This window comes from Stenotrophomonas maltophilia R551-3, assembly GCF_000020665.1.
GTDB classification, from domain to species: Bacteria; Pseudomonadota; Gammaproteobacteria; order Xanthomonadales; family Xanthomonadaceae; genus Stenotrophomonas; species Stenotrophomonas maltophilia_L.
In genome coordinates, this window is the sequence record NC_011071.1 from 3,899,136 (window position 1) to 3,912,499 (window position 13,364).

12 protein-coding genes are annotated in these 13,364 nt (G+C 66.5%); 2 read left to right on the forward strand and 10 right to left on the reverse strand.

Annotation, left to right across the window (positions count from 1 at the left end; all coding sequences use genetic code 11):
- Positions 1 to 59: 59 nt before the first annotated feature.
- From smeF to smeD, 3 genes are all read right to left on the reverse strand, one after another.
- Positions 60 to 1,460 carry a multidrug efflux RND transporter outer membrane subunit SmeF gene (gene smeF, locus SMAL_RS17610; RefSeq protein ID WP_157628474.1) on the reverse strand — a complete coding sequence of 467 codons (1,401 nt, stop codon included), beginning with the start codon at positions 1,458 to 1,460 and terminating at the stop codon, positions 60 to 62.
- A 110-nt stretch (positions 1,461 to 1,570) separates the two neighbouring features.
- Positions 1,571 to 4,693, reverse strand: coding sequence for a multidrug efflux RND transporter permease subunit SmeE (gene smeE, locus SMAL_RS17615; RefSeq protein ID WP_012512142.1), 3,123 nt, complete (start codon positions 4,691 to 4,693; stop codon positions 1,571 to 1,573).
- Positions 4,694 to 4,705: 12 nt separating this feature from the next.
- Entirely contained in the window at positions 4,706 to 5,887 is a 1,182-nt protein-coding gene (gene smeD, locus SMAL_RS17620) for a multidrug efflux RND transporter periplasmic adaptor subunit SmeD (protein ID WP_006393237.1), read from the reverse strand.
- Between the two features lie 226 nt (positions 5,888 to 6,113).
- Between smeD and smeT the strand changes: the two genes are divergently transcribed.
- Positions 6,114 to 6,773 carry an efflux transporter SmeDEF transcriptional repressor SmeT gene (gene smeT / locus SMAL_RS17625; RefSeq protein ID WP_012512143.1) on the forward strand — a complete coding sequence of 220 codons (660 nt, stop codon included), beginning with the start codon at positions 6,114 to 6,116 and terminating at the stop codon, positions 6,771 to 6,773.
- A gap of 45 nt (positions 6,774 to 6,818) precedes the next feature.
- Positions 6,819 to 7,805 carry a Gfo/Idh/MocA family protein gene (locus SMAL_RS17630; RefSeq protein ID WP_012512144.1) on the forward strand — a complete coding sequence of 329 codons (987 nt, stop codon included), beginning with the start codon at positions 6,819 to 6,821 and terminating at the stop codon, positions 7,803 to 7,805.
- Between the two features lie 229 nt (positions 7,806 to 8,034).
- Here the strand turns inward: SMAL_RS17630 and hslU are convergent, their stop codons facing one another.
- The 7 genes from hslU to lptM form a co-directional block, all read right to left on the reverse strand.
- A complete protein-coding gene (gene hslU, locus SMAL_RS17635) occupies positions 8,035 to 9,408 on the reverse strand; it encodes an ATP-dependent protease ATPase subunit HslU (RefSeq protein ID WP_012512145.1) in 1,374 nt (457 codons plus the stop codon).
- A gap of 106 nt (positions 9,409 to 9,514) precedes the next feature.
- Positions 9,515 to 10,066 (reverse strand): ATP-dependent protease subunit HslV, encoded by a 552-nt coding sequence (hslV, locus tag SMAL_RS17640; RefSeq protein WP_005411093.1) that lies wholly within the window; start codon positions 10,064 to 10,066, stop codon positions 9,515 to 9,517.
- Between the two features lie 173 nt (positions 10,067 to 10,239).
- Complete coding sequence (locus SMAL_RS17645; protein ID WP_006393300.1) at positions 10,240 to 10,440, reverse strand: DUF3079 domain-containing protein; 201 nt, start codon at positions 10,438 to 10,440, stop codon at positions 10,240 to 10,242.
- 177 nt (positions 10,441 to 10,617) lie between these two features.
- Positions 10,618 to 11,508 carry a tyrosine recombinase XerC gene (xerC, locus tag SMAL_RS17650; protein ID WP_012512146.1) on the reverse strand — a complete coding sequence of 297 codons (891 nt, stop codon included), beginning with the start codon at positions 11,506 to 11,508 and terminating at the stop codon, positions 10,618 to 10,620.
- A 13-nt stretch (positions 11,509 to 11,521) separates the two neighbouring features.
- Positions 11,522 to 12,196, reverse strand: a complete 675-nt coding sequence (locus tag SMAL_RS17655; RefSeq protein WP_006393359.1) for a DUF484 family protein — start codon at positions 12,194 to 12,196, stop codon at positions 11,522 to 11,524.
- Positions 12,193 to 13,044, reverse strand: coding sequence for a diaminopimelate epimerase (gene dapF, locus SMAL_RS17660; RefSeq protein WP_006393360.1), 852 nt, complete (start codon positions 13,042 to 13,044; stop codon positions 12,193 to 12,195). Before dapF ends, SMAL_RS17655 begins: the two co-directional genes overlap by 4 nt.
- Positions 13,037 to 13,309 (reverse strand): LPS translocon maturation chaperone LptM, encoded by a 273-nt coding sequence (gene lptM, locus SMAL_RS17665; RefSeq protein ID WP_012512147.1) that lies wholly within the window; start codon positions 13,307 to 13,309, stop codon positions 13,037 to 13,039. Before lptM ends, dapF begins: the two co-directional genes overlap by 8 nt.
- Between the last annotated feature and the right edge of the window lie 55 nt (positions 13,310 to 13,364).

A 13,364-nucleotide genomic window follows, 5' to 3' on the forward strand; every position in this document is an offset into this window, starting at 1 on the left:
CATGAACATCAGATCGAAAAGCCGCCGGGCATGGCCCGGCGCTACCGGATGGCTCGCGCTTATCCGCGTTCGTGCCAGCCGCCGCCCAGCACCTTGTACAGGGTGATGCGGTTGGACTGCTGGGCCAGCTGCGCCTGCAGCTGCGTCTGCTGCGCGTTGTAGGCGGTACGACGCGCGTCGAGCAGGGTCACGAAGCTGTCCAGGCCAGCGTCATAGCGTGCCTGCGACAGGCGGTTGGCCTGTTCGGCCGCTTCCACCAGGCGCTGCTGTGAACTCACCTGCTCATCCAGACTGACGTTCAACGCCAGCGCATCGGCGGTTTCGCGGAAGCCCACCTGGATCGACTTCTCGTACTGCGCCAGCGCAATGTCACGGTCCGCATTGGCGATGGCCAGATTGGCGCGCAGCTTGCCCCCCTGGAAGATCGGCAGCGTGATCTTCGGCAGGAAGCTCCACACGCGGGTCCCGCTGTCGAACAGGTTGGACAATTCGCTCGAACCACTACCGATGCTGCCGGTCAGCGAGATGCTCGGGAAGAACGCCGCGCGTGCCGCACCGATGTTGGCGTTGGCCGCCAGCAGCTGATGTTCGGCGGCCATGATGTCCGGGCGCTGCAGCAACACGTCGCTGGGCAGGCCGGCCGGCGGCGGTGCCAGTGCCAGCAGCTGCGGTTCGATGCTGTCCGGCAGCAGTGCCGGATCCAGCTGGCCACCGGCCAGCAGCGCCAGCGCATTGCGGTCCTGGGCCAGCTGGCCACGCAGGCGTGCAGCATCCGTACGTGCGGTCTCGACCAGGGTACGGGTCTGGGTCAGCTCCAGCGCCGAACTGCCACCACGCTCGTGGCGGGCCTCGGCCAGGCGCAGCGAATCCTCGTAGGTCTTCAGCGTGGCATCGGCGATCTTCAGCCGCTGCGCATCAGCCCCGTAGGTCAGCCACGCGGTGGCGGTCTCGGCCACCAGGCTCAACTGCGCGTTGCGGCGGTTGGCGGCCACGGCGAAGTACTGCTGCAGCGCCGCTTCACTGAGATTGCGCACGCGGCCGAACAGATCCAGCTCGAACTCGGCTACGCCAACACCGGCGGTGAACTGCTCGGTGACACCGGCGTCGGTACCACGGCGGTCCATCTGGCCGGTGACGGCCACGCCGGGCACACGGTCGGCGCGCTGTACGCGGTACTGGCCGCGCGCGCGTTCAACGTTGAGTACGGCCACGCGCAGGTCGCGGTTGTTCTGCAGCGACTGGTCGATCACCTGCTGCAGGCGCGCATCGGTGAAGAAGTCGCGCCAGCCGACGGCGGCGACATCGGCCACCTCGCCCTGCGCGGCCTCGGCCGGCCACTGCGCCGGAATGGCCGGAGCAACGGCGGTGTTCTTCGGCACCAGGGTGGAGCAGCCGGCGAGCGCGAGCGCGGCGGCAATGGAAAGGAACAGGGATGCACTTTTCATGGGAATGACTTCCATCGGTACTGCCGGATGGCAGGAGGTAGTGCCGGCCGCTGGCCGGCAACCTCGTTGGATTCACATCACGCGGGCAGTAGGTGCCGGCCAGCGGCCGGCACTACCGTTTCAGGTCACGTCGTGGACTTGCGCTTGAACACGCGCTGCACCACCACGAAGAACAGCGGCACGAAGAACACGCCGAGCACGGTGCCGACGATCATGCCGCCAAGCACGCCGGTGCCGATCGCCTGCTTGGCACCGGAGCCGGCACCGGTGGAGATTGCCAGCGGCACCACGCCCATGCCGAAGGCCAGCGAGGTCATCACGATCGGGCGCAAGCGGTCGCGCACGGCGTGCATGATCGACTCGATCAGGCTGGCCCCCTTCTCCAGGTTTTCCTTGGCGAACTCGACGATCAGGATCGCGTTCTTGCTGGTCAGGCCCACCGTGGTCAGCATCGCCACCTGGAAGTAGATGTCGCGCTCCATGCCGCGGAAGGTATTGGCCAGCACTGCACCGAGGATGCCCAGCGGCGCCACCAGCAGCACCGAAGTCGGCACGCTCCAGCTTTCATACAGGGCGGCAAGGCACAGGAACACGATCATCAGCGACAGCGTGTACAGCAGCGGCGTCTGCGAACCGGCCTGGCGTTCCTGGTAGGACATCGCCGTCCACTCGACACCGAAGCCCTGCGGCAGCTGCTTGGCCAGCTGTTCGATCTCGGCCATCGCATCACCCGAGGCCACGCCCGGCGCCGGCTCACCCTGGATCTCGGTGGCCGACACGCCGTTGTAGCGCTCCAGGCGCGGCGAACCGTAGTCCCAGCGCTTGCTGGCGAAGGCGCTGAACGGAACCATCTCGCCCTTGTCGTTCTTCACCGACCAGAGATCAAAGTCCTCCGGCACCATGCGGAACGCCTGGTCGGCCTGCACGAACACGCGCTTGACGCGGCCGCGATCGACGAAGTCATCGATGTACGAGCTGCCCCACGCGGTGGCCAGGGTGGTGTTGATCTGGTCGATCGACAGCCCCAGCGACGTCGCCTTGGCCACATCGATATCGATGCGGAACTGCGGCGTGTCTTCCTGGCCGTTCGGACGCACGTTGGCCAGCTTGCTGCTCTGGGCGGCCAGGCCCAGCAGCTGGTTGCGCGCCGCCACCAGGGCTTCATGGCCCTGGCCGCTGTTGTCCTTCAGGAAGAAGGTGTAACCCGAGGCGGTGCCCAGTTCTGGAATGGCCGGCGGCGGGAAGGCGAAGATGAAGGCATCCTTGATCTGGCCCAGTGCTGCCATCGCGCGGCCGGTGATCGGCATCACGCCGTTGTCGGCATCACGGTCCTTCCAGTCCTTCAGCTTGACGAAGGCCATGCCCGCGTTCTGGCCCATGCCGGCGAAGCTGAAGCCCTGCACCGAGAACACCGACTCGACCGCGTCCTTCTCGTTTTCCATGAAGTGCTTTTCAAGCGCGGCGATCGACTCCAGCGTGCGCTCCTGGGTGGCACCGACCGGTGCCTGCACCAGCGCCATCAGCACGCCCTGGTCTTCATTGGGCAGGAACGAGCTGGGCAGGCGCACGAACAGCACGCCCATCAGCAGGAACAGTGCGGCGACGATGCCCATGAACCGCCACGGGCGATGCAGGATGCCGCGCACGCCACGCTGGTAGCTCTCGCTGGTGCGGTCGAAGCCACGGTTGAAGCCATTGAAGAAGCGGCCCGACCAGCCCTTGTGTGCAACGTGGTGCTCGCCCTTCTTCAGCGGCTTGAGCATGGTGGCGCACAGTGCCGGGGTCAGCACGATCGCGACCAGCACGGACAATGCCATCGCCGAAACGATCGTGGCCGAGAACTGCCGGTAGATCACACCGGTGGAGCCGCTCATGAAGGCCATCGGCACGAACACCGCCGACAACACCAGACCGATACCCACCAGTGCGCCGGTGATCTGGCCCATCGACTTGCGGGTGGCCTCCAGCGGCGATAGTCCTTCTTCGGACATGATGCGCTCGACGTTCTCCACCACCACGATGGCATCGTCCACCAGCAGGCCAATGGCCAGCACCATCGCGAACATGGTCAGCATGTTCACCGAGAAGCCCAGCACCGACAGCACGCCGAAGGTACCCAGCAGCACCACCGGCACGGCGATGGTCGGGATCAGGGTGGCGCGGAAGTTCTGCAGGAACAGGTACATCACCACGAACACCAGCACGATCGCTTCAAGCAGGGTCTGCACCACGCCCTTGATCGACACGCGCACGAACGGAGTGGTGTCGTACGGGATCTCGGCCTTCAGGCCGGCCGGGAAGAAACCTTCCAGTTCCTTCAGGGTTGCATCGACACCGGCAGCGGTATCCAGCGCGTTGGCGCCGGTGGCCAGGGTAACGGCCAGGCCGCTGGCCGGCTGGCCGTTGTAGCGGGTGACGAAATCGTAGGACTCGGCGCCCAGCTCGACGCGGGCGACATCGCCCAGGCGCAGTTCGGCACCGTCCTGCGCGCCGCGCACGATGATGTTGCGGAACTGTTCCGGGGTCTGCAGGCGCGACTGCGCATTGATGGTGGCGTTGAGCTGCTGGCCCTTCACCGACGGCGCACCGCCCAGCTGGCCAATGGCCACCTGCGCGTTCTGGGCCTTGATCGCGGCAGTCACTTCCGGCACCGACAGGCCATAGGTATGCAGCTTGTTCGGGTCCAGCCAGATGCGCATGGCGTACTTGCCACCGAAGACCTGGATGTTGCCCACGCCCGGCACGCGGCTCAGACGGTCAACGACGTTGGAACCGACGTAGTCGGCGATGTCGTTGGCATCCATGCTGCCGTCTTCGGACACGAAGGCGATGACGTTCAGGAAGCCCGAGCTGGACTTGGCCACGTTGATGCCCTGCCGCTGCACTTCCTGCGGCAGCAGCGGCATGGCCAGCTGCAGCTTGTTCTGCACCTGCACCTGGGCGATGTCCGGGTTGGTTCCGCTCTCGAAGGTCAGGGTGATGGTGGCCTGGCCATTGGACGAGCTGTTGGAGGAGAAGTAGATCAGGCCATCCAGGCCCTTCATGTTCTGCTCGATGATCTGCGTCACCGAGTCTTCGACCACCTTGGCCGAAGCACCCGGATAGCTGGCGCTGATTTCCACCGCCGGCGGTGCGACGTTGGGGTACATCGAGATCGGCAGCTTGAACAGGGCCAGGCCGCCGGCGAGCATGATGATGATCGCGATGACCCACGCGAAGATGGGTCGATCGATGAAGAAACGTGCCATGGGGTTCTCCGCTTACTTCGCGCCTGCGGCCGCAGCTGCAGGTTGGGCGGCAGCCGGCTTGGCCGGAGCGGCACCCTGTTCGGTGACGTTCACGGGCATGCCCGGGCCGATCTTCTGCAGGCCTTCGACGATGACCTTGTCGCCGGCCTTCAGGCCGTCCTCGACCAGCCATTTGTCGCCAACCGTGCGGCTGACCTTGACCGGGCGCGCTTCGACCTTGTTGTCCTTGCCGACCACCATGGCGCTGGTGTCGCCCTTCGGATCACGGGCGATGCCCTGCATCGGCACCAGCACCGCATCACTGCGCACGCCGCCGCCGATCACGGCGCGCACGTACATGCCGGGCATCAGCAGGCCATCGGGATTGTCGACCTTGACCCGCAGCCCGAAGCTGCCGGTGGCCGGATCGACGCTGACTTCGGAGAACTCCAGCGTGCCCTTGTGGGCGAATTCGCTGCCGTCTTCCATCAGGATGCTGACCGGGGTCTGCTGGTTGTCCTGCAGGCGGCCGGCGGCCAGTTCGCGGCGCAGCTGCAGCAGCTCGGCCGAGGACTGGGTGAGGTCGACGTAGATCGGGTCCAGCTGCTGCACGGTGGCCAGCGCGGTGGCCTGGCCGGCGCTGACCAGCGCGCCCTGGGTGACGCTGGACTTGCCGATGCGGCCGCTGATCGGCGCGGTGATGCGCGCGTAGCCGAGGGTGACGTTGGCCGCATCCAGCGATGCCTTGGCGGCACCGACGTCTGCTTCGGCCTGCTTCTGCGCAGCCACGGCGTTTTCCAGATCCTGCTGGCTGACCGCGTCGACCTTGGCCAGCTCGGTGATGCGCTTGGCGCTCAGGCGGGCGGCATTGGCAGTGGCTTCGGCACGGGCCAGCTGCGCGCGGGCGCTGTTGGCCTGGGCGCGATAGCTGGCGTCCTCGATCTGGTACAGCGGCTCGCCGGCCTTGACCATTCCGCCTTCGGTGAACAAGCGCTTGGCGACGATGCCATTGACCTGCGGGCGCACTTCGGCGACCAGGAACGCATTGGTACGACCCGGCAGTTCGCGGGTCAGGCCCACGGTTTCGGACTTCAGCGTTACCACGGTGACATCGCCCGGGCCCTGCTCGGGGGCCTGGGGTTGGCCGCCACAGGCAGCCACGGTCGCGGCGATCGCCAGCGACAGTGCAAAGGGTCGGATTCGGCTCAGCAACATGACGGAAAGGCTCTTGAAGGAAAGGGTCTCAGCCAGCGCTGATACGGCGGACCCTCCACCAGAACTAGTGAAGACCGTGCGAACAGCGCCCACCCGATGCGGCGTGGGGGCCGGACTGGCCTGCCACGCACACGACGGCAATGATGGGAACGAAATATACATACATGCGTGTTTGTTTGTAAACAGGTACAATTCAGCCACGTTTCACCCGCACTCGTACCTACCCATGGCCCGCAAGACCAAAGAGGACACCCAGGCAACCCGGGAAGGCATCCTTGACGCCGCCGAAGCCTGCTTCCATGAACACGGCGTGGCCCGTACCACGCTGGAGATGATCGGTGCCCGTGCCGGCTATACCCGTGGCGCGGTCTACTGGCACTTCAAGAACAAGAGCGAGGTGCTGACCGCGATCGTCGAGCGCGTGCACCTGCCTTTCATGCAGGAACTGGAGCGCACCTCCACCGACCAGCGCGACACCCCGGTGCACGACCTGCGCGCGGTGATGATCCATTCGTTCATCGAGCTGTCCGAGGACGAGCGCCTGCGCAAGACCATGGAGATCATGCTGCGCAGCGATGCCTCCGCCGATACCAAGGTACTGACCGAACTGCAGCAGGCTGGCTTCCGCGATGCGCTGGACCGGATGGAGCGCGCCCTGCGCCGTGCGCAGGACCTGGGCCAGCTGCGCGAAGGTGCCGACCCGAAGATCGCCGCACGCATGCTGCATGCCACGGTACTGGGCGTGCTGCACGGGGCGATGGTCGAACCGGACCTGATGGACCTCAAGCGCGATGGCATGCTGGCACTGGACATGACCCTGGCCGCCTACGTGAAGGAAGGCGTGTTCGTGCCGGGCACGGTGCCCGAGCCCCTGCCGGAAGCGTGAGCGGCGTTGCTGCCGCCACTACGGCCCCCATCTGAGGACGGCCCCATGATCCTGGACAATGTGGTGTGGGGTTTCATCGGTTGCGGCAGCGTCACCGAGAAGAAGAGCGGCCCCGCTCTGGCCGGCACGCCCGGCTCACGGGTGGCCGCGGTGATGCGCCGCAATGCGGCACTGGCCGAAGACTACGCACGGCGCCATGCGATTCCCTGCTGGTACACGGAGGCCGATGCGCTCATCGCCGATCCGGAAGTGAACGCGGTGTACGTCGCAACGCCACCCTCGACGCACATGCAGTACGCGTTGCAGGCGATTGCCGCGGGCAAGCCGGTCTACATCGAGAAGCCGATGGCCATGGACCATGACCAGTGCCAACGCATCATGGAGGCCAGCGCACGCAGCAGCGTGCCGGTGTTCGTGGCCTATTACCGCCGCGCCCTGCCCCGCTTCGAGAAGGTGAAGCAGCTGCTGGACAGCGGCGCGATCGGTGAACCGCGCAGCGTGCGCGCCACCCTGCATCGACCGCATTCGGCGAACGCTGCGTCGCCGGACTTCTGGCGGACCAATCCAGCAATCTCCGGCGGCGGCCTGTTCGTTGATCTGGGCTCGCACACCCTGGACCTGCTCGATCATCTGCTCGGGCCTTTGACCGATGTGCGTGGCCTGGCCAGTTCGCAGGCAGGCGCGTATGCCGCCGAGGACAGCGTCTCGATGTGCTTCCGTGCCGGTCGCGGGGTGCATGGCATCGCGCAGTGGAGTTTCTGCGCGTTCCGCCGCCAGGATGAGGTCGAGATCACCGGCGACCAAGGTCAGCTGCGCTTTGCCACCTTCGAGGATGTTCCGGTAGTGCTGGAGACCGGGGCCGGCGTGCAGGCGTTCGACATCCCGAACCCGCCGTCGATCCAGCAGCCGTTGATCGCCACTCTGGTGGATGAGCTGCGCGGCAACGGCCACTCGCCGTCGAACGGCGCCAGCGCCGCCCGTACCAATGCGGTGATGGACCAGGTGCTGCAGGCCTACCGAACGCAACGGTAGCGCCGGGTTGACCGCGCCCAGGTAGCGACGGGCCATGCCCGGCGAGCACGCAGCGCGACCTGCGTCGGGTAACACCAACATCGGGCCGAACAGCCGCCGGGCATGGCCCGGCGCTACCGGAAGCCCAACGAAAAGGCCGCCTTGCGGCGGCCTTCTGTGTTGCAGCGGCCGGGGTCAGAGCCCTCGCCACGGCGAGGGATCCGACCCCATCGGATAGCGGCCTTCTGCGTTACAGGATGTAGCGGCTCAGGTCCGGATCCTGCACCAGCTCGCCCAGGTGCGTATCGACGTAGGCGCTGTCGATCACCAGGGTCTCGCCATCACGGTCCGGCGCTTCGTAGCTGAGCGAATCCAGCAGCCGCTCCAGCACGGTGTGCAGGCGGCGGGCACCGATGTTCTCCTGGCGTTCGTTCACCTGGAAAGCGATCTCGGCCAGGCGATCGATGGCATCGGCGGTGAAACTGACCTTGACGCCCTCGGTGGCCAGCAGCGCTTCGTACTGCTTGGTCAGCGCGGCCTTCGGCTCGGTCAGGATGCGCACGAAGTCGTTCTTGCTCAGCGCACCCAGCTCGACGCGGATCGGGAAACGACCCTGCAGCTCGGGAATCAGGTCGCTGGGCTTGGCCAGATGGAATGCGCCGGAGGCAATGAACAGGATGTGGTCGGTCTTGATCGTGCCGTACTTGGTGGACACGTTGGAACCTTCCACCAGTGGCAGCAGGTCGCGCTGCACGCCTTCGCGCGAGACGTCGCCACCACCCACGTTGTCACCACGCTTGGCGACCTTGTCGATCTCGTCGATGAAGACGATGCCGTGCTGCTCGCAGGCTTCGATCGCCGCGGTACGGATGTCGTCCTCGTTGACCAGCTTGCCGGCTTCTTCTTCGATCAGCAGCGGACGCGCGGCCTTGATGGCCAGCGTGCGCTTGTGCGCCTTGGCGCCGCCGCCGAGGTTGGCGAACATCGACTTCAGCTGCTGGCCCATTTCCTCCATGCCCGGCGGGGTCATGATGTCCATGCTGACGTTGGCGGCCAGGTCCAGCTCGATCTCGCGATCGTCCAACTCGCCATTGCGCAGCATCTTGCGGAACTTGATGCGGGTCTCGTTGTCCTGTGCCGACGGCTCGTTGCGCGCCACTTCCGGATCGAAACCGATGCCGCCACTACGACGCGGCAGCAGCGCATCGAGGATGCGGTCTTCGGCGCGTTCTTCGGCCTGGGTACGCACGCGCACCTTGGCCTGTTCGCGGTAAAGCTTCACTGCGGTATCGGCCAGGTCACGGATGATCTGCTCGACGTCCTTGCCGACGTAGCCGACTTCGGTGAAGCGGGTTGCTTCGACCTTGACGAACGGCGCGTTGGCCAGCGTGGCCAGGCGGCGTGCGATCTCGGTCTTGCCGACGCCGGTCGGGCCGATCATCAGGATGTTCTTCGGCATCACTTCATTGCGCAGCTCAGGCACCAGCTGCATGCGGCGCCAGCGGTTGCGCAGGGCGATGGCCACCGCGCGCTTGGCGTCGTGCTGGCCCACGATATGCCGGTCCAGCTCCTGCACGATCTCGCGCGGGGTCATGGTGGCGGAGGAAACTTCGATCTTCGACATGGATGTGCTCACGAATTCGTTGTCTACGATGCCGGAACCGAACGGCCCCGGACGGTAGCGCCGGGCCATGCCCGGCGAATCTGGAATGTCTGTGACGGGTTCCCCGTCACAACTCCTCGACCACCACGTTGCGGTTGGTATAGATGCAGATGTCGCCGGCAATGCCGATCGCTTCACTGGCGATGGTGCGCGCATCCAGTTCGGTGTGCGCCATCAGCGCGCGGGCGGCCGACAGTGCATAGGAACCACCGGAACCGATGGCGATGATGCCGTCCTCCGGCTCGATCACATCACCGGTGCCGCTGATGATCAGCGAGGTTTCCTTGTCGGCCACCGCCAGCAGGGCTTCGAGCTTGCCCAGACGGCGCTCGGTGCGCCAATCCTTGGCCAGCTCGACCGCAGCGCGCTGCAGCTGGCCGTGCTTTTCCAGCTTGGCCTCGAACAGCTCGAACAGGGTGAAGGCATCGGCGGCGGCACCGGCGAAGCCGGCCAGCACCTGGCCGTCACGGCCAAGGCGGCGCACCTTGCGCGCATTGCCCTTCATCACGGTGTGGCCCAGCGTGACCTGGCCGTCGCCGGCAATGGCCACATGCTCGCCGCGACGGACGCAGACGATGGTGGTGGCGTGGAAAACGTTGGGATTCTGACTGGGGTCCATGCGGCCTCCGATAGCTGTTCACGGGAGATGGGGACAGCGCCGGGTGCGATCAAGCCTGTGCGGATGGCTGCCGTTCAGCGCTTGGCCGCGCCCCATCGACAGGAGGGCGCCTTTCTGACGAGCGCATCGCAATGCGCGCGGATCCCACCGCCCGAACGTGGAACACCTGCCGTTCAGCGTTTTGCCTGCGACGGCCGATCCGGATTCGGCTCGATGCCCCAGGCGATGTACCAGTCCTCGCCCTGCGTCTCGATCGGATGCTGGGTGCGGCCGGAACCATTGCCGCAGGCCAGCGCATCAGCCGCGCAGTAGCGGTCGCAGCCCCAGCAGATGCGCTCGGGGTGTTTGGGGTGCAGCGGGATGGGCTTCGCCATGGCAGGCGGTTTCCTCGTGGCCTGCGGCCACGGTGCGCCGGTTGCGCCCGCCCTGCCCTGATCCAGATCAAGGGCGGTCTATTCCGGTAGCGCCGGGCCGTGCCCGGCGAGCACGCAGCGCGGACCGCGTCGCATGCACGGGAAATGGATCACACAGCCGCCGGGCATGGCCCGGCGCTACCCCTCCTTGTCGTCCTTGCTGCGGCGCTTGGCGCGTGGATGCGCGGCGTCGTAGACCTTGGCCAGGTGCTGGAAATCAAGGTGGGTATAGATCTGGGTGGTGGCGATGTCGGCGTGGCCGAGCAGCTCCTGCACGCCGCGCAGGTCGCCGGAGGATTCCAGGATATGGCTGGCGAAACTGTGCCGCAGCATGTGCGGATGCACGTGCTTGAACAGGCCCTGGCGCTGCGCCAGCTGGCGGATGCGGATCTGTACCGCGCGTTGGCTGATCGGCCCGTTGCGGCCGGGAAACACCGGCATTGCCGGGCCACCACCACTTTCCGCACGCCATGCCTGCAGCGCTTCGCGCGCCGGCCGGCCGAACGGCACCCGGCGCTGGCGATTGCCCTTGCCCATCACGTTGACCAGGCCGCTGGCAAAATCCAGGTCGCGCCAGGTCAACGCACACACTTCGCTCAGGCGCAGGCCGGAGGAATAGAACAGTTCCAGCAACGCACGATCACGACGGCCGAGTTCACCCTCGGGCTCCAGTTCAACCAGCTGCACGGCTTCATCGGCATCGAGCACCTGCGGCAGCCGGCGTGGCGCGCGTGGCGCCTTCAGCGTCGCCGCCGGATTGACCTCGATACGGCCGTGCTTGAGCAGCCAGGCATAGAAGCTGCGGCAGGCGGACAAGCGGCGCTGCAGGCTCTTGGCCGACAGTCCGCGGCGGTGTTCGTCGGCAACGAACTGGCGCAGCGTTTCGGCATCGAGTGCTTCCACCGCCATGCCACGCGGCTCGGCCCACACCGACAGCGCGTCCAGGTCACGGCGGTAGGCATCGAGCGTATGCGCCGACATCCGCCGCTCCACCTGCAGGTGCTGCAGGAAGGCCTGTACCGCGCTCATCGTCGTGCCCTGCTCAGCCCGGGAAGCGCTTCAGGCCGGTGACCAGCGCATCGCCCATCATGCGCAGGAACAGCGTGCCCATGCCCGGGTAGAAGCGGTTCGGGTCATGACTGCCGACCGCGATCAGGCCTACGCCCGGCAGTGGCAGCAATGCGGTGGTCTGCACTTCTTCGCTGCGTACGCCATACAGCACGGCGTTCTTTTCCGGCTGCAGGCGGCCACAGATCGGCTCGCCGTCCTTCAGGCAATCGCGGAACGGACCGAGCTGCGCATCATCGGCGGCGATCACCTGCAGCCAGTCGGCCTGTTCCAGTCCTGCCACCGGCGTGTGCACCACCAACCGCACCAGGTCGCCGGCGAAGTCTTCCTGCAGCGAGGCGGCCATCGCACGCAGGGTGTCGGCGGCGTTGTCCTGCTTCATCAGCGCCAGGGTCAGCTGGTGCGTACGCACCGCCAGACGCTCGTTGACCTGTGCGGTTGCGCCCAGATCGGCCAAGCGTCGCGCCAGCTCGCGGTTCTTCTCGCGCAGCACTTCCAGCTGGTAGCTGGCCAGCGACGCGGTCGGGCCGTCATCGCGGGGCACCACCAGGGTCAGGGCCAGGTCCGGGAACTGCTTGAGGAAGCCGGGATGACGCCGCAACCAGGCAGCAACTTCGTGGGCCCCGAGCTTGTCGACGGTTTCGGTCATGCGATCCACTCCCCTTCGAAGACGAATGCGGTCGGGCCGGCCATTACCACCGGCTGGCCATCGCCCGGCCACTGGATGCGGAGGTCACCACCGGGCAGGCTGATGCGCGCATCGCGCTGCAGGCGGCCACGCTGCATCAGGGTCACCGCAGCGGCACAGGCACCGCTGCCGCAGGCCAGGGTTTCGCCAACGCCGCGCTCGAACACGCGCAGGCGTGCATGCGCGGGGTTCATCACCTGGGCGAAGCCCACGTTCACCGAACGCGGGAACGACGCATGCTGCTGCAGCAGCGAACCGACGCGCTCGACCGGTGCGGCATCGATCAGGCCGACTTCAATCACCGCGTGCGGATTGCCCATCGACACGGCGGCAAAACGCACGGTCTCGCCCTGCAGCGGCAGCAGGTATTCCTCGCGCGGATGGGCGAAACCCACCAACGGCACGTTGGCCGGCTCGAACGCGGGCACACCCATGGTCACCGCGTAGTGGCCATCGCCCAGCACCTTCACTTGGTGGCTGGCCAGCGGGCTGTCGATGACGAACGCATCGCCCTGTGCACTGCCCTCGCGCACCAGCCAGGCGGCGATGCAGCGCGCGCCGTTGCCACACTGTTCGGAATTGGAACCATCGGCATTCCAGATCCGGTACGAAGCCACCGAGCCTTCCGCACGCGGCGCTTCGATGGTCAGGATCTGATCGCAGCCGACACCGGTGTGGCGATCGGCCAGGCGCGCGGCCAGCTCGGGCGTAGGTGGCACGGTGCCGTCACGCAGGTCGATCACTACGAAATCATTGCCTGCGCCATGCATCTTGCTGAAGCGCAGGGCCTTGGACCCGGCCTTACTCATTCCCGCTGCCCACCTTCTTCGCGGGCGCAGGCGCCGGCTGGGTCGTCGGCGCGGCCGGGTCCACGGTCGTGGCCGGGGTGCCGGTGCCCTGGGTCTCCGCCGGAGTCGCCTCGTTGGCGGGCTCGGCAACCGGTTCGACCAGTTCTTCCACCGGCACCGGCTTCTGCGGCAGTACCAGCGGGCCCTTGTTGCCGCAGGCGGCGAGGAGCAGCAGCGAAGCCGCTGCCAGCGGAATCAGGATGGCGTTTCGATGGGGGATCTTCATGCCCCGAGTATAGCCATTGGCGGCTGAGCGGTTGGTGCAGGGTGCCGTGCCGCGC

Bases quoted from the DNA above. Each gene is read 5' to 3' on its own strand.
- SMAL_RS17655 (WP_006393359.1), bottom strand. From the start codon at position 12,196: ATGACCGAAACCGTCGACAAGCTCGGGGCCCACGAAGTTGCTGCCTGG.
- smeE (WP_012512142.1), bottom strand. From the start codon at position 4,693: ATGGCACGTTTCTTCATCGATCGACCCATCTTCGCGTGGGTCATCGCG.
- lptM (WP_012512147.1), bottom strand. From the start codon at position 13,309: ATGAAGATCCCCCATCGAAACGCCATCCTGATTCCGCTGGCAGCGGCT.
- dapF (WP_006393360.1), bottom strand. From the start codon at position 13,044: ATGAGTAAGGCCGGGTCCAAGGCCCTGCGCTTCAGCAAGATGCATGGC.
- SMAL_RS17630 (WP_012512144.1), top strand. From the start codon at position 6,819: ATGATCCTGGACAATGTGGTGTGGGGTTTCATCGGTTGCGGCAGCGTC.
- smeF (WP_157628474.1), bottom strand. From the start codon at position 1,460: ATGGAAGTCATTCCCATGAAAAGTGCATCCCTGTTCCTTTCCATTGCC.
- smeD (WP_006393237.1), bottom strand. From the start codon at position 5,887: ATGTTGCTGAGCCGAATCCGACCCTTTGCACTGTCGCTGGCGATCGCC.
- SMAL_RS17645 (WP_006393300.1), bottom strand. From the start codon at position 10,440: ATGGCGAAGCCCATCCCGCTGCACCCCAAACACCCCGAGCGCATCTGC.
- hslV (WP_005411093.1), bottom strand. From the start codon at position 10,066: ATGGACCCCAGTCAGAATCCCAACGTTTTCCACGCCACCACCATCGTC.
- hslU (WP_012512145.1), bottom strand. From the start codon at position 9,408: ATGTCGAAGATCGAAGTTTCCTCCGCCACCATGACCCCGCGCGAGATC.
- xerC (WP_012512146.1), bottom strand. From the start codon at position 11,508: ATGAGCGCGGTACAGGCCTTCCTGCAGCACCTGCAGGTGGAGCGGCGG.
- smeT (WP_012512143.1), top strand. From the start codon at position 6,114: ATGGCCCGCAAGACCAAAGAGGACACCCAGGCAACCCGGGAAGGCATC.